Raw genomic sequence first — 25,168 nt, 5'->3', positions numbered from 1 at the left:
CTTTAATTTAGCAATCTCTTATAGTGGACCGGAAATACCTTGTTTGCGAATCATGATGAAGTGGAAGGCCATTAAACCTAGAAGTGCTGCTGGTAAGAAGAAGACGTGAATAGCAAAGAAGCGAGTTAATGTTTGAGCGCCAACAATTTCGGAATGACCAGCGAGTAATGTTTTAATATAAGGACCAATGAGCGGTGTTTGCTCTGCAATTTGAATCCCTACTTTTGTAGCAAATAAAGCTTTCATATCCCACGGTAATAAATATCCGGTAAAACCAAGACCTAACATAACAAAGAAAATAAGAACACCAACAATCCAGTTTAACTCACGGGGCTTTTTATACGCACCTTGGAAGAAAACTCTGAGTGTATGTAAAAACATCATTACAATTACGAGACTAGCACCCCAGTGGTGCATACCACGAACAATTTGCCCATAAGCAACTTCATTTTGTAAATAGTAAACTGATTCCCAAGCATTTTTAATATCAGGCACATAATACATCGTCAAAAACATTCCAGATAAAATTTGAATTACAGTAACGAAAAAGGTAAGTCCTCCAAAGCAATAGACGAATGCAGAAAAGTGATGTGCCGGGTTTACATGTTCAGGTACTTCATGATCAGCGATATCACGCCATATTGGTGTAATATCTAATCTTTCATCCACCCAATCATAAATTTTATTTAACATCTACTTTGCACCCCCTCTTGGCTTCGCTTTTCCTAGATACAGCGTTCCATCTTTCACTTTAGACTCGTACACATCAAGCGGAGCAAGGGGTGGCGTACCTTTAATGTTAATCCCATCTTTTGTATAACGCCCCCCGTGACATGGGCAAAAGAATTGATTCGGATGTGCTTTGTCCGAATTCCAGTTAACTGTACATCCTAAATGTTTACATACTGGAGAGAACGCAACAATGTCTCCGCTTTCATCTTTATGAACCCAAGCTGATTTTGGTTCTTCAGACTTGTACCAACCATCAACCTGCTTCACTTTAAAATCGAAACGCTTCGGCTCTGTTGTAATATCCTTTACTTGCGCAACAGCAACCATATCCGTTCCCGCTTCTTTTCTTAACACCGGATCAAGCGCAAATCGCGTCATCGGCATTAAAATACCGGCAGCCATAAAGCCTCCTACCCCTGTGAGTGTGTAATTTAAAAATTGTCTTCTTGACACGCGATGTTCTTTCTCGCTCACGAAAATTTCCCCCCTCTATCAGAAATTGTCCCCTCGTGATAAATTATATAAAAAATAAAAACTAGGACACTATCATGATATAATACGCTCATGCACAGGTCAATATCATACTACTCATAATAATAAGAACTTTCTGTTTATTATGAGTTTCCCCATTTCTCTTCCAACATCACCATTATATTTTTTATATGTGCATGAATAACTTCTCTTTTTGCTTGATCACTAAATTGTTCTAATGCTAATGAAGGAAACCAAAACAAATCTCCCTGTAACTCTTGCATATCCTCTTTCCATGAAAAATCACTTGTAACATAAGCAATATGCTTAAAACCTTCACTTCGTAAATGATTTGTCCATTCTTGCAAACGACCTTTTTCATTCTTTTGACTTTCTACCAAATACGTAAACGCAGGCAGTAAAAGCACTCTTCCCTTATACTCTCTTTCCAATTCCGTGCTCAACAATTCGATAAATTCACCTTGTTCTACAACCATTTTCATTTCTTTTGCTGCCGAAATTGATAACAGCGGTATTACTCCTGTATCAACATACTCTCTTGCTTGCTCAAACTGTTCCACATCTTTTACAATCCACTTCAAATTCCTTCCCTCCTTCACTTACAAATGACAGAACTTTCACTTTATATATATTAAACCATACTAAAAGAGGTAAAAAAAGAAAAACTACCCAATATAGGTAGTTTTTCTTGATGAAAGTCTGAAATTTGTAAAAATTTATTAATCCAAATAAATTCTATAAAGTTTTTAACTCTGCCGTTAATCTATGAAACGCTTCCTTATCTTGCTTATCTAACGCTTCATCAATTTGTTTCAAAAGGCGTTCTCTCCTAAACGAAAATACACTTTCTTCCAAAAACCTTTCTGCAAGTAAACGATCTTTTTCATTTACTTCAATATGCTTTGGTAGATATGGGTTTTCTTCTAATACAGCTACATAATTCGCATTTTGAAACGATGATTTAAAGTTGAGTTGAATATAAATATCCTCATCTCGATTTAAACGAATATCATGAAACGATTTTTCAGCATCTGTTGTCATAACATTTTGTTTAAAAAAGTGAAACGGTGTGTCTTTCACACAATTCGCTGACATCACTAAGCCACGCGGACAATATTTTGCATGCTCTACGAAGTGGACTTTATGCATCAATTGGTCGTGACTCATTAAATAATTCAGAATCCATACACATTCACGCTGTTTCAGTTGGTAATTATTCAAAAACCATTTTACAAAATCCTTCTTCTCGTTTACAGAAACAGGGGTATTCATAGCAATTAAGTCCCTCCTCTGTCTTTCTCTTTTCTTTTTAGATTCAAGAAGCGGCATTCAGTTTCCTTCCAACTTATGAAAAATCCTCTAAATTATATAACAACTCTTCAATATGAATTTGTGTCGGGTCTAGTTGTAATAACTGGGTAAATACTTCTTTCGCCTCTTTTCGTTTTCCTTCTTCCAATAAGAAATAACCGTACTCTTCTAAGAAGTCTGGATGATTCTTAAAAGAAGTATATGCACTTTCATAGTGTTTTAATGCATCCGAATACATTTCTAATTGTTTTTTTGCATACGCAAGATCCCAAAGTAGTTGTGTATCTGGTTCTCCACTATCAATAGCACGCTCTACAATTGCAATTAACTCTTCGTACTTTTCTTGTTCTTTTAAGATATATGCATATTTTAATGTTGCACCTAAATGCCCTGGATCTAACTCAAGCGCTTTTTGAAGAACTTCCTCTGCTTCTACTATTTTTCCTAATTTCGCCGCAATGTTCGCTAACTCTACATAAAATGGAACTGAAAGCTCATCTACTTTAATTCCTTCATGAAGCGTTTCATAGCTTTCTTGAAGCATTCCTTCTTTTTCATAGCTTTTCGCTAAATACATGTACAGTGATGCGTACTCAGGGTCTAATTCTTTTAGTTCTTGCCAAGCACCAATTGCTCTCTGATATTCTTCACCTTGGTATAATGTGAAGGCATATCCAAATAATGAGTGAATATCTTTTTGTTCCTCTAGGCCTGCTTCATAATAAGAAATCGCTTCTTCCCAGTTTCCGATCGCGCTTAACGTTTCTGCGAGGCGAAGTGCGATCACAACACCACCCATTACTTTATGTTCCGCTAATAGCGATTCATAATAAGTAATTGCCTTTTGTTCTTCACCTTTACTACTATATAATTCTGCTAACCCAAACGTAATAACAGGTTCATCAGGCATCATTTCTTTCGCCTTTAATAGTTTTTGCTCTGCTACATCATCAAAACCTTGCATTTGGAATAAATCTGCAACAAGTAATAACGATTGAACATATAAATCGTCATTTTCTGGAATATCATGAAGCACTTCAATCGCTTCATCTTCTTTATCTAGATCAATATATAATTCTGCTAAAAATACAGTGAATTCACTTTCTTCTGGATACAGTAAACGTAAGTCTTCAGTAATTGCTAATGCCTCATCTGTAAATCCAAGTGTATGATAGTAACGAGCGATATCATACTTCTCTTCATCATTCGCAATTTTTAATTGTTCTTTTAATAATTGTAATCCTTTTTCTGCTTCACCATTTTCAATATATGAAACAGCTTGTTCAAACTTTTGCATAAACGTCTCCTTTAATTCTAAAAAATATTCTCTTCTGTTCATTTATCATAAGCAACTCACTGTTAGAACGCAACCTTTAGAATGAGCATGCTTCTTCTTATACTTCTTCCTACAGAGTAGTTAATTGTTCAAAAGGTTCGGATATGACACCGATACCTTATCATCATCTTCTATTGTACCGCTTTCTTTTATGACCGTGCAAATAACTTCTCTCACTAATTATCAAGCCATACAAACCGTGGTTTACAGAATAACTTAATTAGCAGTCTTCAACCTTTATTTTGAATGCGATAAAAAAGGCTCCTATAATAGGAGCCTTCACAATCTCTTAAGAATATGTTTCTTCTTTCTGTACTTGCTCATTTACAAGCTCTTTCAGTAACTCTATAATTTCATCATTTTCTTCCTTCAAACCGACAGTAATACGAATACCATCATCGATACCAAATGCAGCACCAGAACGAACGATATATCCTTTTTTCATTAATCGTTCGAAAGCTTCATTACCTGGTATACCGAGTTTTAAGAAAATGAAATTTGTTTGAGATGGATAATAGAATACGTTATATTCTTTACAAAATGCATAATACTGATTTAAACCTTCAGCATTCTTTTGCACACAATCTTGTAAAAAAGCTTGATCTTCTAATGCAGCGAGTGCTACAGATTGGGCTACAGTTGATGTATTGAATGGTAACCTAGCTACTTCTAGCTGTCCGATTAACTTCGCATCCCCAATCGCATATCCGATACGAAAAGCAGCTAAACCATATGCTTTTGAAAACGTGCGTAAAACCATAAGATTTTCATACTTTTCAAGAAGTGGTAATGTTTGCGGATAGTCTTCTGCTTCCGCGTATTCATAATATGCTTCGTCCATAATAACGAGAGCCGACTTAGGAACTGATTCTAAAAATGAAAGTAATTTTTGTTTCTCAACATATGTACCTGTTGGATTATTCGGATTACAAATCCATACAATTTTCGTTTTCTCATCTACTTGCTCTAGCATTGCATCTAAATCGTGAATACCATCTTTAAGTGATACTTCACGAACTTCTGCTCCTTCAATAACAGCATGGTGATGATATTGTGAAAACGTAGGATTCGCCATTACAACGTTTGTTCCTTCATGTAGTAACGCTCGGCTAATCATTTGAATGACTTCATCTAATCCACTACCAAATAGTAGTTGTTCTGCTTTTACACCTAAATGTTCCGCTACTTTTGTCCGAAGTTCAAAGGCATATCCATCTGGATAAAGGGCATATTGGCTCGCTAAAGAAGTTAATGCTTCTGTCACACGTGCTGAGCAACCGAATGGATTTTCGTTGGATGCTAATTTCACAATTTTTGATAAACCATATTCTCTTTTTACTTCTTCAATGTTTTTCCCAGGCACATACGCTCTCAAAGTTAACAATTGCTCTTTCACTCTCATTTTTCTTCCCCCAGTCATTTCATTCAATTTGATTACAATACGGTTATAGCCCCTTACTGTAATCTTTTGTCATAACCGTCACTATTACGAGAATACCTCTAAATGAGCACTTCACAGCACTTCGCTATCATTTTAAACCATATCTTTTTGAAATGCCTCTAACGCAATATGAACAGTCTCATCTGAAATAGATACGACATTCACTACCCCATATTCCTGCATAAGCACCATATGAATTGCTCCTGCATTTGCTTTCTTATCTTGTTTCATCAATTGAACGAGGCGCTCTACATTCAAATCTCCTGGCATTTTTGGATAGCCGTATTTCAAGAACCACTGCTTCATATCTTCATAAGCAAGATCAACCTTGTACACTCGCTCACTTAAAAATATGGCGAATAACATTCCAACCGCTACACCGTCACCGTGAGTAATATTTCCATACCCTAGCTCTTTTTCAAGAGCATGTCCTAACGTATGTCCAAAATTCAAATGAGCACGTACACCCTTCTCTGTTTCATCTTGTGACACAACATTTGCCTTTACAGGAATCGCCTTCGTTAATATATGGATTAACTTCTCATCATGAAGATCCGCTAATGTTTGCACTTCTTCTTTTAACCAATGGTATAGCTCCACATCACCGATAAGAGCATGCTTTATCACCTCTGCATAACCTGAACGCCACTCTTTTTCAGGAAGAGACTGTAAAAACGGTGTATGATATACAACTGCTTCTGGCTGATGGAATGCACCAATCATATTTTTACCTAACGGATGGTTAATCGCTACTTTCCCACCCACTGCGCTATCGTGCGCTAATAAAGTTGTCGGAACCTGCACAAAGCGAATACCACGCATAAACGATGCAGCAACAAAACCAGCTAAATCTCCAATCATTCCGCCTCCAAGTGCAAGAATTAAAGAATTTCTATCTAATTTATTTTCAAGAGCTGACGTATGAGCCGCATAGAAATTTTCGAAAGACTTCTCTTTTTCCCCACTTGGTACAACAAACGAAAACACGTGCTGCTCTACTTGTAATGCATCGATAACTGTCTGTAAATGTAGTGATGCAACAGCTTCATCTGAAATAATCATTACGTTAGATACCGCTGGCTGCATATTTTGAACGATCGTTGTTAAGTTTGACAACACTTCTTTACCAACATGTACATCATATTCTTTTGATTTCGTTTGAATATGTATGTTTCCCATTAAAATCCCCTCGCATATTCATTATGTTTCTCAATATTTTCACGAATTAGTTCCATACGATCTAATCCGAATTGTTCTATTAAAGCTGTCGCTAATTCCCAAGCCACAACCGCTTCTGCAACGACACTAGCTGCTGGCACTGCACAACTATCTGAACGTTCAATGCTCGCTGTAAAAGGCTCTTTCGTATCAATATCTACACTTTGAAGAGGTTTATAAAGTGTAGGTATCGGTTTCATCACACCGCGCACAACAATTGGCATTCCAGTCGTCATACCGCCTTCTAATCCACCTGCATTATTTGTTCTTCGTGTATATCCATGCTCCTCATTCCACAGAATTTCATCATGAACTTCACTTCCTGGTCTATGCGCTGCTTCAAAACCAATTCCAATCTCGACACCTTTAAAAGCATTAATACTCATAATTGCAGCTGCTAATTTCGCATCCAGTTTTCGATCATAATGCACGTAGCTACCTACTCCAATTGGCATCCCTTCCACAATTACTTCAACGATTCCACCAATTGAATCACCATTTGCTTTCGCATCATCAATCGCTTTCATCATTTGGTTACCAGCTTCGTCATCTAAGCAACGTACAGGAGATGCTTCGGTAATACTCTTTAATTCTTCAATTGAACTATACGTAATCTCCTTAGCTTGTACACCGCCAATTTCAATTACATGGCCCGCTACTTTAATACCAAGTTCTGCTAACACCTTTTTAGCAACCGCACCAGCAGCAACACGCACCGTCGTTTCGCGCGCTGACGAACGTTCCAGTACATTCCTCATATCTCTATGACCATATTTAATCGCACCATTTAAATCAGCATGCCCAGGCCTTGGTTTTGTCACTTTCCTTTTCATCTCTTTTTCTTCTTGCTCAGTTAAAGGCTCCGCCCCCATAATTTTTGTCCAGTGTGCAAAATCACGATTTTCAACAACAAGTGCAATAGGGGAACCTAATGTTTCTCCATGTCTAACACCACTTAAAATTTGCACTTGATCCGTTTCAATTTGCATGCGTCTACCGCGCCCATATCCCTTTTGCCTTCTAGCTAACTCTTCGTTTATATCATCTGCTACTAAAGACAATCCTGCCGGAACACCTTCTATAATCGTTGTAAGTTGTGGACCATGAGATTCACCAGCTGTAATATATCGCATACGTTATTCCTCTTTTCGTATATGTATTTATCTCACTATATTAACTTTTATCATTCTAAAAATATTAAAGAAATTATATCATAAATCGACCATTTTCTTATTCTATATTTCCGATAGTCCTAATTTAAATATCAACATATCATAACAGTTCAAACTTCGTAACTAACTGAAAATAAAAAAAGTGCAAGAAGAATACCCCTATTCTCCTTGCACTTTTTACTATTATCACAGTGATTAAAGCGTTTACAAATTATTTCAAAATAATTAGTAAATCCATTCATTCATTAATTTTGAGTAGTCAACTAATTCTTCTTCTTTAAAGAAAATAGCAATCTCGCGCTCTGCGCTTTCTAAAGAATCAGAACCATGGATAATGTTTTTCGCAACAGTTACACCGAAATCTCCACGAATTGTTCCAGGAGCTGCTTCATGTGGTCTTGTTTTCCCCATCATGTTACGAGCTGTATCTACTACACCTTCACCTTGCCATACCATTGCGAATACAGGTCCAGATGTAATAAAGTCTACTAACTCACCAAAGAAAGGTTTTTCCTTATGCTCAGCGTAGTGTTGTCCAGCAATTTCTGGAGTGACTTGCATTAATTTTGCACCAACTAATTGAAAGCCTTTTTTCTCAAAACGAGCTACAATTTCCCCAATGAAGGCACGTTGTACACCGTCTGGTTTTACCATTAGAAATGTTTTTTCCATAAAAAATCTCTCCACTTCTGAATTATGTATGTAATTGTATATCCCCACACACATATTATCACCCTTATCACAATTGTGCAATAGTTTTGAAATAGAGAGATTATTTTATTTTTTAGAATAAACCTTAAAATTTTCGTTTTCCAATATACTTTGCAACATTTTGTAATGCGTACTTTGCTTTTCCACGTGGGAGTGGTTTTATTATTTCTAAAGCTTTATGTAAATAACGTTCACTAAACGCAAATGCTTGATCAATTGCTGTACTATTTTTTACAGCATCAATAATTTCTTGCATTTCACTTGCTGTTGAATTTTCATGTACAGATGTGATTTTCTGACGAAGTACGGGATCTTCCATCGCATATAAAGCAGGAAGTGTAATATTCCCTTGTAGTAAATCCCCACCAGCAGGTTTTCCAAGTTTCTCTTCTGTAGAAACGAAGTCTAAAATGTCATCAATAATTTGATAAGACATTCCTACAAAATACCCATACCAAAATAGACGATTTACCGTATCACGATTAGCACCAGCAGCAATCGCTCCCAATTGACAACTCGCGGCAATTAATAATGCTGTTTTTCGCTTTATTCTTCTTAAATACGTTCTTAAATTTTGGTCATAATTATATTTATCTTTAATTTGTTCAATTTCACCTTTACAGACTTCTAAAATAGTATGTGATAACGCTTGATGTGCCTCTGGAATTTCGATATTGGTTATACATTCAAGAGACTTAGCGAACAGATAGTCCCCTGTATACATCGCAATACGATCTCCCCATTTCGCATTCACAGTCGCACTGCCGCGTCGTAAAAATGCAGCATCAATAACATCATCGTGAACAAGAGAAGCCATATGAATAAGTTCTAACGCAACAGCAACATGCTTAATCGCATCTAACTTATAATCTCCAAATTTCCCTGCAAGCAACACAAATACAGGACGAATTCGTTTCCCACCAGCTTCAATAAGCTGTAATGCTGCCTCTTCTACTAATGGCTGTTCAGAAGCGACTGTCTTTTTTAATTCTTTTTCTATCACATTAATATCCGATCGTAAAAAAGAGTACATAAGTTGTAACTTCATATTGTTCACCTTAACCTAAAACTTCTTTTTTCTATTTTGATTCTGGTTTAATTCCTAAATGCATTGCTGCTACCCCAAAAGTAAATGGTTTCACTTGCACACGTTCAAGTCCAGCTTGCTCAAACATTCGAGCCAATTCTTTCATCCCTGGGAACGTACTAGCAGATTCTTGAAGCCATGAATATTCTTTATAACTTTTCGCAAACATCTTTCCAAATAACGGCATGATATATTTAAAGTATAAAATATACCCTTGTCGAAAACCAATCATTGTTGGTTGAGATGTTTCTAAACAGATTACTTTTCCACCTGGTTTTACTACACGCGTCATTTCTTTTAATACGTGCATATAATCCGGTACGTTACGTAAACCAAACCCAATCGTCACATAATCAAACGTATTATCTTCAAACGGAAGTTCCATTGCATTCCCATGTAGAAGTTCTACTTGTTTTAATTGTAACGCCTCTACCTTTTGCTTACCAACAGATAACATATTTTCACTGAAGTCTAAGCCAACAACCTTTCCTTGCTCACCTACGGCTCCAGCTAGCGCAATTGTCCAATCTGCGGTTCCACAGCATACATCAAGCGCTTGACTGCCTGGTTGTACATCCATAATTCGCATCGTTTCTTTCCGCCACGCTTTATGTCTTTGAAAACTAATTACAGAATTCATCACATCGTATTTATCAGAAATCTTTTCAAATACGTCATGTACTCTTTCTTCTTTTGATTGTTGCATGCTCGTACCTTCTTCCAATGTAAAATTGCTTATGTCTTCTATTTATTCCTTAACACAGAATTTATTTCATTTATGTCTGTGTGATTTTCTAAAAATTGTTTTTCTTTCTTTCTCAATTCCTTCATCCAACCATTAATCACTACTTCTGCTTTATCCCCTAAAGCATCTTGCATAGCTTGAAAAACAGGTGAATGTTGCTTATCAGCATACAATTGAATTTCTTTTTGAAGGCGATTTCCACCTAATACGTATGTGATAAATGGCTTCCAATGTGATAACTGAAAATGATCACATGTTTTTTGAAGGAGCGCAGACTCAATCGTTACTATGCTTTTCATTATGTCATCCGTCGTTTCATGCGCTTTTTGGTATAACATAATTTTGTGCTCATTTATCTCTTTAATTCCTTCAGCAAGTGCACGAATTAAAACAATATCACGATTCATAGACAATAAATAATAATATAGTCCACTATAGTAATCGCCTGCAAGTACTGTTAATTGACGACATTTATGGAATTCAATCTCTTCCTCGCCTGCTTTATTTGATACCCTTTCATGCGTATCAAGCGCAATTTGTACAAGCATAATTGTTACTACGTAATGCTCAATTTGTTCTATATGTAAGTTTGCACTCTTTAAAGCACCATATAACAATGCTATCTTTTCTTCATCAATAAATGGTTCTTTAATATAGTTTATAAAATAAGGATGGCGTAATTTCTCCATCAATTTTTCTTTTATACCCGCATACCCTCCGTAGATGTCACACACAAAAAATCACCCTTGTTTTCTAATTCATAAAACTTATTATAACACATACACTCTATTTTCTATAACCAAAACTTGGCTACACCTACCATTCATGTAAGCAATCTTTCTAATCTCACTCTGTCTAGTTAAAACTATATCATTTATTTACTAAAAAAAAAAGAAAAGCAGTTTCCCGCTTTTCTTTACTTCGTTTTAATAAACGATAAAATTTCACTGCGCGCTGCAGCATCATTTTCAAGCACACCACGCACTGCTGTCGTTACTGTTTTCGCACCTGGTTTTTTCACACCACGCATCGTCATACACATATGTTCTGCTTCTACTACTACCATTACACCATGAGGCTCTAGTACTTCCATAATAGAGTTCGCTACTGTTGATGTAATACGTTCTTGCAGTTGTGGGCGACGTGCAATTGTATCTACGGTACGAGCTAATTTACTTAACCCTGTTACCTTTCCACCTTGCGGAATATATGCAACGTGAGCAACTCCATAGAATGGTACTAAATGATGCTCACACATCGAATAAAATGGTATATCTTTTACTAGTACAAGCTCTTCGTGATCTTCTCCGAATACTTTATGCAAATGCTCTTTCGGATCTTCATGCATACCTGAGAACACTTCTGCGTACATTTTTGCAACACGCTTTGGTGTATCAAGTACTCCCTCACGATTTGGGTCATCCCCAATCGCCTCTAAAATAAGGCGTACTGCATGTTCAATTTGTTCTAAATTAACTTTTGCCATCCGCTAGCCCTCCCGAAAACCTAAAAGTGATACGAACACATTCTAGCATATTTATGTTTTTAAAAGCAAAAAGAAGAGTTCCCAAAAAGGAAACTCTTCTTCCCTGTTAATATGTAAGGATTATTTAACCGCATCTTTTAACGCTTTACCAGGTTTGAATGCAGGTACTTTACTTGCAGCGATTTCAATCTCCTCACCTGTTTGTGGGTTACGACCTTTACGAGCCGCACGCTCACGAACTTCGAAGTTACCGAATCCGATCAGTTGTACTTTATCACCTTGTTTTAAAGCTTCTAAGATAGAATCAAAAACAGCGTCTACTGCTTTTGTTGCGTCCTTTTTAGAAAGGGAACTTGCTTCTGCAACAGCATTGATTAAATCTGTCTTGTTCATGCCATTCACCTCCTCCCAAAGATAAGACTGTATAATGATCATAAAATGAGTCTTACTTTCATTTGTAGGCAATTTTTGCAAATTCTATACTACAAAGATGTAGATAAATCATTATCAACGCCTATATTATACGATTCTCCTTTATAATTCAATATTTTTAAGGAAATTGTTACTCTTAAAATGTGAAAATCTGATGAAACTTGACAATTTACAACAATGTATTAGATAATGACTGTTTATTTTTCTATTTCATAATCAAAAAAAACAAAAAATCCCTCTACAATGAGAGGGATTTTTTCTTATAGTATAATCGCAATTAATCCGCCAGATCCTTCATTAATAATTCTTTCTAGCGTTTCTTTTAATTTATATCTAGCATTTTCTGGCATTAAAGATAATTTCGCCTGAATTCCTTCTCGAACAATCGAGCTAAGTGAACGTCCAAATATATCAGAATTCCAAATTGATAACGGGTCATCTTCAAAATCTTGCATTAAATAACGAACTAATTCTTCACTTTGCTTTTCAGTACCAATAATCGGCTCAAACGTTGACTCTACATCTACTTTAATCATATGAATAGATGGCGCTACCGCTTTTAACTTCACACCAAACCTTGAACCGTGACGAATAATTTCTGGCTCATCTAAGCTCATATCCGCTAATGCAGGTGCTGCTACACCATATCCTGTTTGCTTAACCATACGCAGTGCATCCGCCACTTGATCGTACTCTATTTTCGCATGAGATAAATCGAGCATAAGCTTTAACAAATGATCTTTCCCTCGAATTTCTACTCCTACTACTTCTTTTAAAATCTGATCATATAATTCATCTGGCGCATATAAATCAATCTCCGCCACACCTTGCCCCATATCAATGCCAGCTAGGCTCGCTCGATCAATAAATTCATATTGACTAAACTGCCAAACAACGCGATCCACATCACGAAGACGTTTTATATCCTTCACAGTTTCTTGAACTGCTTCTTGATAACTTTGACGCAACCAATGCCCTTCATTTAGCACCATTACCCAACTCGGAAGGTTCACATTCACTTCTAATACAGGGAATTCAAATAGCGCTTCACGAAGTACATTATATACATCTGTTTCTCTTAAACTCTCCACACTCATTGCAATAACCGGGATATCATATTCTTCTGATAAACTTTGGCGTAATTGCTCTGTATCTGGATGATACGGCTGTACCGTATTAATTATCATAATGAAAGGTTTTCCTACTTCTTTCAACTCATTTACAACGCGTTCTTCTGCCTCTATATAATCTCTTCTTGGAATTTCACCAATTGTTCCATCTGTTGTAATTACAACACCAATTGTTGAATGTTCTTGAATTACTTTACGCGTGCCGATTTCTGCAGCTTCATGGAATGGAATAGGTTCTTCATACCAAGGCGTATTAATCATACGCGGGCCATTCTCATCTTCATAGCCCTTCGCTCCAGGAACCGTATATCCAACACAATCTACTAATCGAATATTCACTTCAAGTCCTTCATCTACTTCGATAGAAACCGCTTGGTTTGGAACAAACTTCGGTTCCGTCGTCATAATTGTACGACCAGCAGCACTTTGAGGCAATTCATCCTGCGCTCTTTGACGGTCAGACTCATTCTCAATATTTGGAATAACTACAAGTTCCATAAATTTTTTAATGAATGTTGATTTCCCTGTTCGAACAGCTCCTACAACTCCAAAATAAATATCACCGCCTGTTCGTTCTGCAATATCTTTAAAAATATCTACCTTTTCCAAGTGATTCCCTCCCTCAAAATTTTTGGGAATAATTCCGCGTTTATAGTCAACTAATACCTTCTCTAACGTTGCCTATAATATCTGATATAATATAATGGTATTCTAGAAGTTCGGACAATATATCATATAATTTTGTCCAATTTCATATGACTATTAAAAAATATCTTTTGTTTGCATCGTAAGTTGTATAACATAAAAAACCTTTCTTCTAGAACTTATTCACTAAAAGAAAGGTTCATGACTTATCATTTTAAAAAAATTGGTTCTCCGTCCTTTACTGTGTACGGTAAAGAATAAGCTGGTACAAACGGGGAACCTTTCGAAAGTATATTTCGAATATCTTCTCCCTCTGTAAACTGCCCTTCATTTTTTTTCAAAGCGTCATATAAGTCGATTCTATAATCAACAAAAACTTCTCCTTTTTCATTAATTACAAAAGGAAGTCCTTTACCAGAATATGGACTTGTCACTTGTGGCACATCTTTATATCCTAGTTTTTTGAAATCCAATTCATATACACCATCTGAAATTACTTTTTTAAAAGGTGGATATTGATGTTCATCACGATACATCCTAAGCTTTAAAGATAGTTCCTGAATTTGTTCAGCCATCCTAACATCAATTAACTTTACTGTCGGATTTGTTTCAACGTCTATTAATACGTATTGATATACTCCTCCACTTTCATACGCATTCCCTGGCGCTTCTTGTATGTAACGCGGGGCAATCTGTTGAAAATCGATTGGATACTTTTGATAAATAGGTGTACTCATATCCCTCGTCTTAATTGGCAATATCCCATCATTTTGCTCCTTAAATGTCACAACAGCTTTTTGAACAACCTGTAGCTGATCTTCATAAGGAACCGCATTTTGCTTCATATTTTCTTTCGGATACAGACACCCCGTTAAAAGGCTCATACAACAAAATATTAAAATAATATGGAATTTTTTCACTAGCATCACCTTTTCATACTAATCTAATTTGCTCCGTATGTAGTATTTTCGAGACCATTCCATTTACTGCTGTACAGGTCCACTAAATACAACAAGAAAAATAACAATTCCTGACACAATCATAAGGGTGTACGCTACTAACGCTGTAATCCCTTTCAAAAATTTATTCTTTATTCTATGTCTACTTAATAAAATAAAACTTACTGCAAAAAACATAAATCCAATTGCCCCTAAAGCCAACCACATTTTCATAAGCCCTTCTGACATATACACACCCCTTTTTATTAATCTATTTTTATACTATTTTAACAAATTAAAATCTTTAAACAAATACAAAAAGAACATTTTACTACAAATCGCGAGTATGTAACTTTAATCAATAGGTTTTCCAGCATTTCTCACCAATCTAGGCAAAAATAAAACCGAAGCGATTGTATCTCTCGCTTCGGTTGACCAAATATGCCCAAAAACAGCTCTATTCCCATTCTTTCATGGCTATCATATGCAATCTCCAAACTCTTTGTTTCTCATAATTTATTTTTTAAACATTTTGCTTAACGAACCAAAATCTGTTGGCATATTATTATTAATAATCGCTTTTACAATTTGATCCTCTTGCTCTTTCGGCACTTCACGTCCCGCCATAAGAGCCACTTGATGAATTAATTGACGAAGTACAGTTTCATCACGTAAATTCGCATTTTGCACGGATGATGCTAATTTAAAAATATCCTCTTTATTTACTTTCGCTTCCTTCTCAATATTATTAAAAATATTATTATCCATTCTTTTCACCCTCTCCTCAAGTTACTCTTCATCCTATGCAAAAATGAAAAAATGGTGAAAAGACCCAAAAAATAAAAAAGCGACAGAAGTACAAATGTACTTCTGTCGCTTTTCTTTACAGTAAATCAGGTATAGCTTCCACTTCATGTTTTCGAACACGTCCCATCAATGAGCCTACTGCATCTTTTACGTTATTCCCATTGAACAGCACGTCATATAAAGCAGTTGTAATCGGCATTTCAACTTCCATTTTCTCTGCCAATTCATGAGCAGCTTTCGTTGTTCTTACACCTTCCACAACCATACCCATGCTTTCTAACACTTCTTCTAAAGAGTGTCCTTTTCCAAGCATATTTCCAGCGCGCCAATTTCGGCTATGAACACTTGTACAAGTTACAATTAAGTCTCCCATACCAGTTAGACCAGCAAACGTTAACGGATTCCCGCCCATTTTTCTTCCTAAACGAGCAATCTCTGTTAAACCACGTGTCATCAATGCCGCCTTTGCATTATCACCTAATCCAAGACCATCAGTTATACCAGCAGCTAATGCGATAATATTTTTTAACGCACCACCAAGTTCAACTCCAACGATATCTGGATTTGTGTATACACGAAAATAACTATTCATAAATAAATCTTGTACTTCCTCAGCCGCTTCCATACGCTTTGCTGCAGACGTAACTGTTGTCGCTTGTCGTAAACCGACTTCTTCAGCATGACTCGGTCCAGACAGTACAACAACATCTTTAATTAAGTGCTCTGGAATTTCTTCCTCAATCACTTCCGAAATACGTTTTGACGTACCAGGTTCAATTCCTTTGCTCGCATGAATCCAAGTAATTGGTTCAGTAACAATTTCTTTCATCTCTTGTAATACATCTCTGTACGCTTTCGTTGGTACTACTAGCAGTACTGTATTTACATCTACTAATGCTTCTTCTAAAGAAGAGTAGGCTACGATTGTGCTTGGCAATGTAATGCCTGGGAGATATCGACTATTCTCATGTTTCGTATTCATTTCATCCATAAGTTCTGGGCGATTTCCCCAAATACGTACATCATGTCCATTGTCAGCTAATACCATCGCTAACGCTGTTCCCCAGCTACCTGCTCCTACTACTGTGATTTTTGTCATAAAATCACATCCTCTCCATTAGTCTCTTGCTCTAGCGATAATGTGAATCGGCGTTCCTACGAAGCCAAATGATTCACGTAAGCGATTCTTTAAGAAACGCTCATATGAGAAGTGCAATAATTCTGGATCGTTTACAAACACAACAAATGTCGGTGGTTTTACCGCAACTTGTGTTGCATAGAAAATTTTCAGACGGCTACCATTATGAGTTGGCGTCGGATTCATCGCTACCGCATCCATAATTACATCGTTTAATACGTTCGTTTGAATACGGATACTATGACTTTCATTTACCTCATCGATAACCGGTATTAATGTTTGTGTACGTTTTCTCGTTTTTGCAGATAAGAAAACAATTGGTGCGTATTCTAAGAATTGGAAATGAGCACGGATATTTTCTTCAAATGCTTTCATTGTTTTTTCGTCTTTTTTCACTGCATCCCATTTATTTACAACGATAACAACAGCTCGCCCTGAATCATGAGCATATCCAGCGATTTTTTTATCTTGCTCAATAATTCCTTCTTCACCATCTAAAACGACTAAAACAACGTCAGAACGTTCAATCGCTCTTAGCGCACGAAGTACACTATATTTTTCTGTACTTTCATACACTTTTCCTTTTTTACGCATACCAGCTGTATCAATAATTACATAATCTTTTCCATCTTTACTATATGGTGTATCGACAGCATCACGAGTTGTTCCTGCTACATTACTAACAATTACACGCTCTTGACCAAGAAGAGCATTTACAAGTGATGATTTCCCTACGTTTGGACGTCCAATTAAAGAGAAACGAATTGTGTCTTCATCATATCCGTCTTCTTCAATCTTTGGAAAATGTTGTGCAGCTTCGTCTAGTAAGTCACCTAACCCTAATCCGTGTGTACCTGAAATTGGGAATGGTTCGCCAAATCCTAATGCATAAAAGTCATAAATGTCACTGCGCATTTCCGGATTGTCTACTTTATTTACTGCAAGTACAACCGGTTTATTTGAACGATATAAAATTTTTGCAACTTCTTCATCAGCTGCTGTTACACCGTCACGACCGTTTGTCATAAAAATGATAACATCCGCTTCATCAATTGCTACTTCAGCTTGTTGACGAATTTGTGTCAAAAACGGCTCGTCTCCAATATCAATTCCGCCCGTATCAATAATGTTAAATTCATGATTTAACCATTCTCCAGCGCTATAAATACGATCGCGCGTTACACCTGGAATATCTTCTACGATTGAAACTCTTTCTCCAACAATTCTATTGAAAATAGTAGATTTCCCTACGTTCGGGCGACCTACTATCGCTATTACTGGTTTCGGCATATACTTTCATCCTTTCAACTTGCTTCTGTTTATTATGTAAAAAACCCTTCTTTGTGCAAGAAGGGATTTGCATTCCAGAATATTTCTCAACGTATCAAAACACCTCACATTATAACACACGTTGCTAATGTTTCACAATAATATATACATTCTCTTGTAAGCGATGTGCTATACCATCTAAAATTGCTTCTAAATTATTTGCAACAAATTCTAGTTCCTCCGTCGATTCGCAAACGAATAAAGGAGCACCACCTGCAAATTTTTCTGGAGTCGTTGTTATAACTGCCAGAATAACACTTTCTAACATCATCTCTTATCTCCCCTTCCTTTTGGGGCTTCCGATGACATATGGACAGCACTTTCTAACGTTGGTACATTTCCTATGACACCTATCGCTTTCTCTGCATCTTGATCTTGCGGCAGGACAAAAATCCCAACCCTGCCATCCTCTAAATCACGCTTTGCTAACGGTACAAGCGCTGGTGTACCAGAATCTCTATAAATCCCTAACGCTACTGAAACATCGTGTAAAATAGCTTGTCGTTGCCCTAAATTTGAGATTGTAACCATCGCATCAATTGATTTCGGCTTTAAAATAAAACCCATACCATATTTCATAATTTCTTCTTGTCTTGCTGGCAATCCAATATTCATAATGTAAATATTGTCAATATAAAGCCCTGCTCCTTCAAAACGAAGCGGAACGTGCTCAATTTCAACAAGATCATGTAGCCTTTTACCAGACATTAATTTTTTCGCGATAAAAAATGCGATTATAGCCATAATTACTCCTGCAATCCATGAACGGAATCCTATATACGCAAACGTCGTTGCAAACGACGTTAACATTGCCAAATAGTTGCGACTTTCAAAAACCAATGCAATTCCTTCAATGTATGTATTTCCACGCGGTACGAGCTCATACCCATCTAATTGTTGAAGCGTATTTCTTTCCATATTACGTACATCACGAAATTGTGTCGCTGCTAATGTAAGAAATGTAATGGCAGAAAAATCTTTTTTCAAAATAGACGGGATTGCAATCGCTCCTAAAGCAGCTGCAATTAACCCCATTGCAATATGAATAATTTTCCCATGTAGCCTCGTCGGATATTGCCGCGTATCCGTCCGAAGCATTAGCACCCTTGTAACTGTCCCCGCTATTACGCCGCATAAAATGGCTGGTGTATATTCAGTCATGTATTACCCTCGCCTTTCTTTTACGTGTTTTTCTCTTAAACCGTTCCATGTATACTGATGCTTTTGCAATCCAAAACAATATTGCCATGAATAATGTAGAAATGGCGACGATATCAAAAAATGCTAAACTACCGTAATCATATGGAAAATTCAATTTCCTAAAAATAAATGTCACTAGCAGCTCTCCTTGTAACATCCCTACATATAGAGAACATAATCGTAATATGCGATCCCCATGCAATAACACCGATGCATACACAAGAGCACTACTTAGCAGAAACACTCTATCCACCACAATCCAAATCGGATCATATATTTCTAACAGATGAAAACTTGTATATAACATTGCAATAATAAGTGCCGAAAGTAAGCTATACAATTTTTTCCAGACGGAATATAGCGTGATCCCTATAAAAGAAATAATACAAAGTAAAAGAGCATTTACTGATACCACGAATGAGGCAATCGTTACATGTAACGGAGAGCAAATTATAAAAATCAGTATACAAGCGCCTAACTTCCATCGGATAGGGTCCTTTTTCATAAAAAAGGTTACAATGATCCACCCTATCCAAGCTACAAAATAAAAAGTACTTCCATCCATCAACTTCACCTCCTATGTTTTCCATTATGGGAACTTTTTATGAAAGTTAATCCACTTTATTTACGCATAGTTTTTTCTTATAACAGCAACACTTTTAACAAGGAGGTGTTATTCATTATGGGTAAAGATCGCCAAGAACGAAAACTACGAGAATCACGCCGCGTTGAATCCGATCGTGATCAATCACTACAATATCCAGGTGCAACTGGACTTGATACACCAGAACAGGCTCGAAAACAAAACCAGCACTAATTAATACAAAAAGACGGTTTCTATATTGTACGAAACCGTCTTTTACATAATCAGTTTAATGATTTCTATTTATATCGAAATAATATTTCGCATACTATATCTTCCCATTACTTCTTTTTACCTTCACCTATTCCCATTAAAAATTAAGTTCTCTCCAGTAATTCGACAACACACCATCTACATTTTTCAACCCTTTTTCAATTACAATTTTTACGAAATGATATTTTTATATAATACTAATTCCATTCTCCACTTTATATTACGAAAAAGAATAGAACAAAAAAAAAATCAACCGAATGGTTGATTTTTTATCTCCTACTATAATGCGCAGTATCAATACCACGCTGCATTAACCAATGATATGTTTCACCCTTTACAACAAGAGGTACAGATTGCAACTCTTCTATCGTCTTCGCACCAAGAGCTGTCATTATAAATTTCAAATCTGTATGTAGAAGCTCAATTTCATCTACTAACTTCTCGATACCATCTTGCATTAAAATACGTAAAAAATAACCAGCAAACGCAGTTGTATTCGCCCCTAATGCGATTGCTTTCGCTACGTCAAGCGCTGTTTGTATACCCCCAGATGCAATAAAAGAGAGGTTATTATTTGTAGAGGTTGCTTCAATAATCGAGGTTGCTGTTTGTATGCCCCAGTTATTAAAATAAGAAAGCATTCGCTGTCTTCTTTCGTTTTCAACAGCAGCAAAATTCGTACCACCTTGCCCACCAATATCAATTGCTGTTACACCTACGTTCACTAACTGTTGCATTGTTTCCTTACTCATCCCAAATCCAACTTCTTTTACAATGATAGGAACTTTACTATTTAAAACAATTTTCTCAATGCGCTGAAGTACTCCAGTAAAATCACGGTCTCCTTCTGGCATCGTTAACTCTTGTATGACATTTAAATGAATTTGTAATGCATTCGCTTCAATCATATCAACGGCGCGCTCTGCCTGCTCGATAGTTGCCTCACTACCTAAATTAGCAAAGAAAATACCATTTGGGTTTACCTTTCTAATCACCTTATAAGAAGCAGCTTCACTTTCATCTTTTAACGCCGCCATTTGCGAACCTACAGCCATAGCAAGGTTATGATGTTTCGCTACATATGCTAATTGCTCATTAATATGTAACGTTTTCTCTCCTCCACCACCAGTCATCGCATTGATAAAAATCGGCGAACTTAGTGAAAGTTCGCCGATTTTTGTTTCACATGTTATTGTGTCATAATTTGAATTTGGCAAGCTTTGATGCACAAAATCAATATCATGAAAGCCATGCGTACGAGACTGACCAGTAGAAAGAGCGTATTCAATATGATCTAATTTACGTTTTGCCCTTACCACTTGTACCCCTCATTATTTCTTTAATTTTTTCAGTTGTTCACCAATAATATCACTTAATTGGAAAGTAGCAGAATCAGCATTTGGCTCATACTGACTATAATCTTCAGTTACATTATTTTCCTCAAGCGCTTCTTTTATACTTAAAGAAATACGTTTCTCTGCTACGTGAACTTCAAGTACTTTCACTTTTACTTCTTGTCCCATTTCCAATACTTCATTCGGATTTTTCACGTGACGATTTGCAATTTGAGATACGTGTACAAGCCCTTCAACGCCCGGTAAAATCTCAACGAATGCACCAAATGTAACAAGGCGTTTTACTACTCCCTCACGAATATCTCCAGCTTTTATTTCGCCAGCAACGTTTTCCCAAGGTCCTGGTTGAGCTGCTTTAATTGATAAAGAAATACGTTGTGTATCAGCATCAACAGATAACACCTTTACCTTAACCTTTTGACCTTGCTCTAACACTTCAGAAGGTTGCTCTACACGTTCGTGTGAAATTTGTGAAATGTGAACTAAACCGTCCACTCCACCAACGTTAACGAATGCGCCAAAGTCAGTTAATCGTTGTACTGTTCCTTCAACAACGTCCCCTTCTTTTAATGAAGAAATTGCTTCTTTTTTCTTAGAATCTAGTTCTAATTCTACTACCGCTTTATGCGAAAGGATTACACGATTTTTTTCACGGTCTAATTCAACAATTTTCACCGCTAATGTTTTACCTTTATAGTCAGTAAAGTCTTCTACATAATGTACTTCTACAAGTGAAGCTGGAACAAAACCGCGAACACCAAGGTCCACAACTAATCCGCCATTCACAATATCTTTTACAGTAACATCAAATACATGACCAGAAGTAAATTTCTCTTGTAGTTCTACCCATGCTTTTTCTGCATCAACAGCACGTTTAGATAAGACAAGATCATCTTCTTCTAATTTAATAATTTTCAACTCTAGTGTTTGATCTAATTCTACAACATCGCTTGCTTTTTCAATATGAACGTTAGCTAATTCACTAATTGGAATTACGCCATCTGTTTTGTATCCAACATTTACAAGCACTTGTTTCTCTTCAACCTTCGTTACAGAACCTGTAACAACGTCACCAACTTGTAATTCCTTTGAATCCATAACTTCTTCATTCATTTTCTCTACCATGGAAATACCTCCCTACAGAATTGACAAAACATTTTTTATGTATATACGAAATGAAAACAAAGTTTTCATTTGCATGTTTAAGAATTTCTCATCACATACTCTTTTTCAATAACATTCACAAGAAAATATATTAAACCTATATAAATAGTATACAGCAAAACCAGCTTGAAAAAAGTATGTTTTGAAATATAATAGCGAATATATTCTGACAGTTTTATTCCTCTTTAACTAACTTCTTACAAATCAGCTCATTTGTCAAGGAAAGAGACTCACAATTCACGTATCCTTTACATTTCTATTTAAACAAAAAAAGAAAGAGGACTATCCCCTTTCTTTATTTCGCAAACACTCCAGAAACAATGCTCATAATTTTTTGGACAACTTCTTCAATTGATAAAGAAGTCGTATCTAATTCCAATGCATCATCAGCCTTTTTTAGTGGAGAAACTTCGCGTTCTGAATCTAATTTATCACGCTGAGCAATTTCTTCTTTTAGCTGCTCTAAATTAGAATCGAAACCTTTATTTAAATTTTCTAAATGTCTTCTTTCCGCTCTTTCTTCAACAGAAGCAAGCATAAAGATTTTCACTTCAGCATCCGGTAATACATGTGTACCAATATCACGGCCGTCCATTACAACGCCGCCTTTTTTCGCTAACTCTTGCTGACGACGTACCATTTCTTCACGAACAAGGCGATGTTTCGCTACAATAGATACTCGATTCGTCACATCAGGTGTACGAATTACTTCAGAAACATCTTGTCCATTTAAAAATACAAGCTGTGTATTTTCTCCTTGCTGAAACTCAATATTTACATTCTTTACAACTTCCATTAACTGCTCTTCATTTTCAATGTCTACTTTTTGTTCAAGGGCTGCATATGTAAGCGTACGGTACATTGCGCCTGTATCAATATAAACGTAAGAAAGTTCCTTCGCAACAACTTTTGCCACTGTACTTTTCCCAGCAGCTGCTGGACCATCTATAGCAATTGAAATTCGTTTATCCATTGTAACACCTCATTTTTTCACTTATAAAACAAAACGAAAAGCAGGTGTTCACCCTGCTTCTTCTCATTTGCTTCACGTCATTAAATCCTCAATTATTGTAGCATAATCCTTCATAGAAGAAAATGAAAACTACCTATTCACCTGCAAGATTTCCACTTTGTTTTTTACCATGACACCCTCATAATAAACAATTTTAGATAAATATTTCACTGATGACTTATGTATAAATAACAATTGCACAACAGAAAGACAAATGAATTGTATTATTAATATACGAATAAAAATTCTCTCCATCTTTTTCACCGGAATTCTTCCCTCCTATACTATATTTGCACATTTCGTTTCATGATTTTATACATCGTACATATAGCAGTTAATTTTATTGTCATTTTCGAGGCATACTTTTATACATTTCCATTGTCGAATTTACTCAAAACATGTTATGTTCTAAATGTATTTTTTTACTTGAAAGGGGTATAAGCATTGAAAAGAATCCTAGTTTTACACACAGGTGGAACAATTGCAATGGAGGAAGATAAAGAAACTGGGGTCGTACAACCAGGTGAAAAAAATCCTCTTTTAAAATTCATTCCTGATTTAGAAGGCGATGTTGATTTAATCGTTGAAGATGTGTTCCACCTACCATCTCCTCATATGACACCGAGCGAAATGTTACAATTACAAGTCATCATTGATGAAAGAGTAAAACAAGACAACATTCATGGCGTAGTCATTACGCATGGCACGGATACATTAGAAGAAACAGCTTATTTCTTAGATTTAACAGTACAAGCAACTATTCCGATCGTAGTGACAGGTGCAATGCGCTCTAGCAATGAGTTAGGTGCTGATGGTCTATATAACTTCTTATCAGCTGTAAAAGTTGCTAGTTGTGATGAAGCTGCAGAAAAAGGTGTTTTAGTCGTATTAAACGACGAAATTCATTGCGCTACAAATGTAACGAAAACACATACAAGTAATGTTGCAACATTCCAAAGCCCACAATACGGACCAATTGGAATGGTAACAAAACGCGGCGTTGTCTTCCATCACGCTTTAGTACATCACGAAACATATACGATAAACAAAGTGTCTAAAAATGTAGTTGTTCTAAAAGCATATGCTGGCATGGATGATACATTATTAGCAGCAATCGAAAATCTTCCTGTAGACGGCATTGTTATCGAAGCTCTTGGACAAGGTAATCTCCCTCCAAGAACACTGCCTAGTCTAGAAAGATTATTAAATAGAGGTATTCCTGTCGTATTAGTTTCTCGCTGTTTCAACGGTATCGTTCAAGACGTATATTCGTATGAAGGTGGCGGTAAACACTTAAAAGATATGGGCATTGTATTCACATACGGCTTAAATGCACAAAAAGCACGCATTAAATTACTTGTTGCATTAGAGAATACAAATTCTCATGAATCCATTCAAAATATGTTTATGCACGAATAAAAAGGAGCTGTC

At 36.3% G+C, this 25,168-nt stretch carries 29 protein-coding genes; 2 read left to right on the top strand and 27 right to left on the bottom strand.

What is annotated here, in order from left to right; translation table 11 throughout:
* Window positions 1-18 precede the first annotated feature (18 nt).
* From qcrB to MHH55_RS01795, 23 genes are all read right to left on the bottom strand, one after another.
* Entirely contained in the window at window positions 19-693 is a 675-nt protein-coding gene (gene qcrB, locus MHH55_RS01905) for a menaquinol-cytochrome c reductase cytochrome b subunit (protein ID WP_000932700.1), read from the bottom strand.
* Complete coding sequence (gene qcrA / locus MHH55_RS01900; RefSeq protein WP_001290418.1) at window positions 694-1,206, bottom strand: menaquinol-cytochrome c reductase iron-sulfur subunit; 513 nt, start codon at window positions 1,204-1,206, stop codon at window positions 694-696. It abuts the gene before it with no gap.
* 140 nt (window positions 1,207-1,346) lie between these two features.
* Entirely contained in the window at window positions 1,347-1,805 is a 459-nt protein-coding gene (locus MHH55_RS01895; protein ID WP_000871313.1) for a YpiF family protein, read from the bottom strand.
* Between the two features lie 154 nt (window positions 1,806-1,959).
* Entirely contained in the window at window positions 1,960-2,496 is a 537-nt protein-coding gene (locus MHH55_RS01890) for a ReoY family proteolytic degradation factor (RefSeq protein ID WP_001095925.1), read from the bottom strand.
* Window positions 2,497-2,569: 73 nt separating this feature from the next.
* Window positions 2,570-3,832, bottom strand: a complete 1,263-nt coding sequence (locus tag MHH55_RS01885; RefSeq protein ID WP_001168671.1) for a tetratricopeptide repeat protein — start codon at window positions 3,830-3,832, stop codon at window positions 2,570-2,572.
* 328 nt (window positions 3,833-4,160) lie between these two features.
* Window positions 4,161-5,273, bottom strand: a complete 1,113-nt coding sequence (gene hisC, locus MHH55_RS01880) for a histidinol-phosphate transaminase (RefSeq protein WP_001264023.1) — start codon at window positions 5,271-5,273, stop codon at window positions 4,161-4,163.
* Window positions 5,274-5,405: 132 nt separating this feature from the next.
* Window positions 5,406-6,491, bottom strand: a complete 1,086-nt coding sequence (gene aroB, locus MHH55_RS01875; protein WP_000526822.1) for a 3-dehydroquinate synthase — start codon at window positions 6,489-6,491, stop codon at window positions 5,406-5,408.
* Complete coding sequence (aroC, locus tag MHH55_RS01870) at window positions 6,491-7,663, bottom strand: chorismate synthase (protein WP_001269384.1); 1,173 nt, start codon at window positions 7,661-7,663, stop codon at window positions 6,491-6,493. Before aroC ends, aroB begins: the two co-directional genes overlap by 1 nt.
* Window positions 7,664-7,927: 264 nt before the next feature.
* Window positions 7,928-8,374, bottom strand: a complete 447-nt coding sequence (gene ndk, locus MHH55_RS01865; RefSeq protein WP_000415883.1) for a nucleoside-diphosphate kinase — start codon at window positions 8,372-8,374, stop codon at window positions 7,928-7,930.
* A 124-nt stretch (window positions 8,375-8,498) separates the two neighbouring features.
* Window positions 8,499-9,461: a heptaprenyl diphosphate synthase component II gene (gene hepT / locus MHH55_RS01860; protein ID WP_000776077.1), complete on the bottom strand. Its 963-nt coding sequence runs from the start codon at window positions 9,459-9,461 to the stop codon at window positions 8,499-8,501.
* A gap of 31 nt (window positions 9,462-9,492) precedes the next feature.
* Entirely contained in the window at window positions 9,493-10,206 is a 714-nt protein-coding gene (gene menG / locus MHH55_RS01855; protein ID WP_001187675.1) for a 2-heptaprenyl-1,4-naphthoquinone methyltransferase, read from the bottom strand.
* Between the two features lie 38 nt (window positions 10,207-10,244).
* Window positions 10,245-10,979 (bottom strand): heptaprenyl diphosphate synthase component 1, encoded by a 735-nt coding sequence (locus tag MHH55_RS01850; RefSeq protein WP_000332857.1) that lies wholly within the window; start codon window positions 10,977-10,979, stop codon window positions 10,245-10,247.
* A 182-nt stretch (window positions 10,980-11,161) separates the two neighbouring features.
* Window positions 11,162-11,731, bottom strand: a complete 570-nt coding sequence (gene folE, locus MHH55_RS01845) for a GTP cyclohydrolase I FolE (protein ID WP_001151482.1) — start codon at window positions 11,729-11,731, stop codon at window positions 11,162-11,164.
* A gap of 120 nt (window positions 11,732-11,851) precedes the next feature.
* On the bottom strand, window positions 11,852-12,124 hold the full coding sequence (locus MHH55_RS01840; RefSeq protein WP_001043860.1) for an HU family DNA-binding protein: 273 nt from the start codon (window positions 12,122-12,124) through the stop codon (window positions 11,852-11,854).
* A 299-nt stretch (window positions 12,125-12,423) separates the two neighbouring features.
* The gene (gene spoIVA / locus MHH55_RS01835; protein WP_000416519.1) at window positions 12,424-13,902 is read right to left on the bottom strand and encodes a stage IV sporulation protein A; all 1,479 of its coding nucleotides are present in this window, start codon (window positions 13,900-13,902) and stop codon (window positions 12,424-12,426) included.
* Window positions 13,903-14,147: 245 nt separating this feature from the next.
* Entirely contained in the window at window positions 14,148-14,858 is a 711-nt protein-coding gene (locus MHH55_RS01830; protein WP_000713407.1) for a hypothetical protein, read from the bottom strand.
* 63 nt (window positions 14,859-14,921) lie between these two features.
* Window positions 14,922-15,125: a DUF2768 domain-containing protein gene (locus MHH55_RS01825; protein ID WP_001289008.1), complete on the bottom strand. Its 204-nt coding sequence runs from the start codon at window positions 15,123-15,125 to the stop codon at window positions 14,922-14,924.
* Between the two features lie 267 nt (window positions 15,126-15,392).
* Complete coding sequence (locus MHH55_RS01820) at window positions 15,393-15,644, bottom strand: stage VI sporulation protein F (RefSeq protein WP_000369754.1); 252 nt, start codon at window positions 15,642-15,644, stop codon at window positions 15,393-15,395.
* Between the two features lie 115 nt (window positions 15,645-15,759).
* Window positions 15,760-16,782, bottom strand: coding sequence for an NAD(P)H-dependent glycerol-3-phosphate dehydrogenase (locus tag MHH55_RS01815; RefSeq protein ID WP_000161766.1), 1,023 nt, complete (start codon window positions 16,780-16,782; stop codon window positions 15,760-15,762).
* A gap of 18 nt (window positions 16,783-16,800) precedes the next feature.
* Entirely contained in the window at window positions 16,801-18,111 is a 1,311-nt protein-coding gene (gene der / locus MHH55_RS01810) for a ribosome biogenesis GTPase Der (protein WP_001125893.1), read from the bottom strand.
* 124 nt (window positions 18,112-18,235) lie between these two features.
* Window positions 18,236-18,421: a capping complex subunit for YIEGIA gene (locus MHH55_RS01805; protein ID WP_000979059.1), complete on the bottom strand. Its 186-nt coding sequence runs from the start codon at window positions 18,419-18,421 to the stop codon at window positions 18,236-18,238.
* Window positions 18,418-19,311, bottom strand: coding sequence for a YIEGIA family protein (locus tag MHH55_RS01800; protein WP_000141596.1), 894 nt, complete (start codon window positions 19,309-19,311; stop codon window positions 18,418-18,420). Before MHH55_RS01800 ends, MHH55_RS01805 begins: the two co-directional genes overlap by 4 nt.
* A complete protein-coding gene (locus tag MHH55_RS01795) occupies window positions 19,304-19,915 on the bottom strand; it encodes a YphA family membrane protein (protein ID WP_000349103.1) in 612 nt (203 codons plus the stop codon). Before MHH55_RS01795 ends, MHH55_RS01800 begins: the two co-directional genes overlap by 8 nt.
* Window positions 19,916-20,032: 117 nt before the next feature.
* On the opposite strand from MHH55_RS01795, the gene MHH55_RS01790 reads away from it, so the two are divergent.
* A complete protein-coding gene (locus tag MHH55_RS01790) occupies window positions 20,033-20,167 on the top strand; it encodes a YpzI family protein (RefSeq protein WP_000513900.1) in 135 nt (44 codons plus the stop codon).
* A gap of 308 nt (window positions 20,168-20,475) precedes the next feature.
* Here MHH55_RS01790 and MHH55_RS01785 read toward each other — a convergent pair whose 3' ends face one another.
* From MHH55_RS01785 to MHH55_RS01770, 4 genes are all read right to left on the bottom strand, one after another.
* On the bottom strand, window positions 20,476-21,525 hold the full coding sequence (locus tag MHH55_RS01785) for a type 2 isopentenyl-diphosphate Delta-isomerase (protein ID WP_000251036.1): 1,050 nt from the start codon (window positions 21,523-21,525) through the stop codon (window positions 20,476-20,478).
* Window positions 21,526-21,537: 12 nt separating this feature from the next.
* A complete protein-coding gene (gene rpsA / locus MHH55_RS01780; RefSeq protein ID WP_000229562.1) occupies window positions 21,538-22,686 on the bottom strand; it encodes a 30S ribosomal protein S1 in 1,149 nt (382 codons plus the stop codon).
* A 334-nt stretch (window positions 22,687-23,020) separates the two neighbouring features.
* Window positions 23,021-23,698: a (d)CMP kinase gene (cmk, locus tag MHH55_RS01775; RefSeq protein WP_000361252.1), complete on the bottom strand. Its 678-nt coding sequence runs from the start codon at window positions 23,696-23,698 to the stop codon at window positions 23,021-23,023.
* A gap of 129 nt (window positions 23,699-23,827) precedes the next feature.
* Window positions 23,828-24,001: a YpfB family protein gene (locus MHH55_RS01770; RefSeq protein ID WP_000738057.1), complete on the bottom strand. Its 174-nt coding sequence runs from the start codon at window positions 23,999-24,001 to the stop codon at window positions 23,828-23,830.
* Between the two features lie 180 nt (window positions 24,002-24,181).
* On the opposite strand from MHH55_RS01770, the gene ansA reads away from it, so the two are divergent.
* Entirely contained in the window at window positions 24,182-25,156 is a 975-nt protein-coding gene (ansA, locus tag MHH55_RS01765; RefSeq protein WP_000822010.1) for an asparaginase, read from the top strand.
* Window positions 25,157-25,168 lie beyond the last annotated feature (12 nt).

Origin of the sequence: Bacillus sp. FSL K6-2944, assembly GCF_038005385.1 — a bacterium.
Lineage (GTDB): Bacteria > Bacillota > Bacilli > Bacillales > Bacillaceae_G > Bacillus_A > Bacillus_A cereus.
This window is presented reverse-complemented; position numbering and strand designations above follow the sequence as displayed.

What these genes read in the sequence shown, in the direction of transcription:
- MHH55_RS01805 (WP_000979059.1), bottom strand. Translation starts at nt 18,421, where the DNA reads ATGATGTTAGAAAGTGTTATTCTGGCAGTTATAACAACGACTCCAGAA.
- MHH55_RS01820 (WP_000369754.1), bottom strand. Translation starts at nt 15,644, where the DNA reads ATGGATAATAATATTTTTAATAATATTGAGAAGGAAGCGAAAGTAAAT.
- MHH55_RS01840 (WP_001043860.1), bottom strand. Translation starts at nt 12,124, where the DNA reads ATGAACAAGACAGATTTAATCAATGCTGTTGCAGAAGCAAGTTCCCTT.
- aroC (WP_001269384.1), bottom strand. Translation starts at nt 7,663, where the DNA reads ATGCGATATATTACAGCTGGTGAATCTCATGGTCCACAACTTACAACG.
- MHH55_RS01800 (WP_000141596.1), bottom strand. Translation starts at nt 19,311, where the DNA reads ATGACTGAATATACACCAGCCATTTTATGCGGCGTAATAGCGGGGACA.
- hisC (WP_001264023.1), bottom strand. Translation starts at nt 5,273, where the DNA reads ATGAGAGTGAAAGAGCAATTGTTAACTTTGAGAGCGTATGTGCCTGGG.
- qcrB (WP_000932700.1), bottom strand. Translation starts at nt 693, where the DNA reads ATGTTAAATAAAATTTATGATTGGGTGGATGAAAGATTAGATATTACA.
- cmk (WP_000361252.1), bottom strand. Translation starts at nt 23,698, where the DNA reads ATGGATAAACGAATTTCAATTGCTATAGATGGTCCAGCAGCTGCTGGG.
- ndk (WP_000415883.1), bottom strand. Translation starts at nt 8,374, where the DNA reads ATGGAAAAAACATTTCTAATGGTAAAACCAGACGGTGTACAACGTGCC.
- MHH55_RS01795 (WP_000349103.1), bottom strand. Translation starts at nt 19,915, where the DNA reads ATGGATGGAAGTACTTTTTATTTTGTAGCTTGGATAGGGTGGATCATT.
- MHH55_RS01790 (WP_000513900.1), top strand. Translation starts at nt 20,033, where the DNA reads ATGGGTAAAGATCGCCAAGAACGAAAACTACGAGAATCACGCCGCGTT.
- aroB (WP_000526822.1), bottom strand. Translation starts at nt 6,491, where the DNA reads ATGGGAAACATACATATTCAAACGAAATCAAAAGAATATGATGTACAT.
- folE (WP_001151482.1), bottom strand. Translation starts at nt 11,731, where the DNA reads ATGGCAAAAGTTAATTTAGAACAAATTGAACATGCAGTACGCCTTATT.
- rpsA (WP_000229562.1), bottom strand. Translation starts at nt 22,686, where the DNA reads ATGGTAGAGAAAATGAATGAAGAAGTTATGGATTCAAAGGAATTACAA.
- menG (WP_001187675.1), bottom strand. Translation starts at nt 10,206, where the DNA reads ATGCAACAATCAAAAGAAGAAAGAGTACATGACGTATTTGAAAAGATT.
- MHH55_RS01890 (WP_001095925.1), bottom strand. Translation starts at nt 2,496, where the DNA reads ATGAATACCCCTGTTTCTGTAAACGAGAAGAAGGATTTTGTAAAATGG.
- der (WP_001125893.1), bottom strand. Translation starts at nt 18,111, where the DNA reads ATGCCGAAACCAGTAATAGCGATAGTAGGTCGCCCGAACGTAGGGAAA.
- hepT (WP_000776077.1), bottom strand. Translation starts at nt 9,461, where the DNA reads ATGAAGTTACAACTTATGTACTCTTTTTTACGATCGGATATTAATGTG.
- MHH55_RS01825 (WP_001289008.1), bottom strand. Translation starts at nt 15,125, where the DNA reads ATGTCAGAAGGGCTTATGAAAATGTGGTTGGCTTTAGGGGCAATTGGA.
- MHH55_RS01815 (WP_000161766.1), bottom strand. Translation starts at nt 16,782, where the DNA reads ATGACAAAAATCACAGTAGTAGGAGCAGGTAGCTGGGGAACAGCGTTA.
- MHH55_RS01885 (WP_001168671.1), bottom strand. Translation starts at nt 3,832, where the DNA reads ATGCAAAAGTTTGAACAAGCTGTTTCATATATTGAAAATGGTGAAGCA.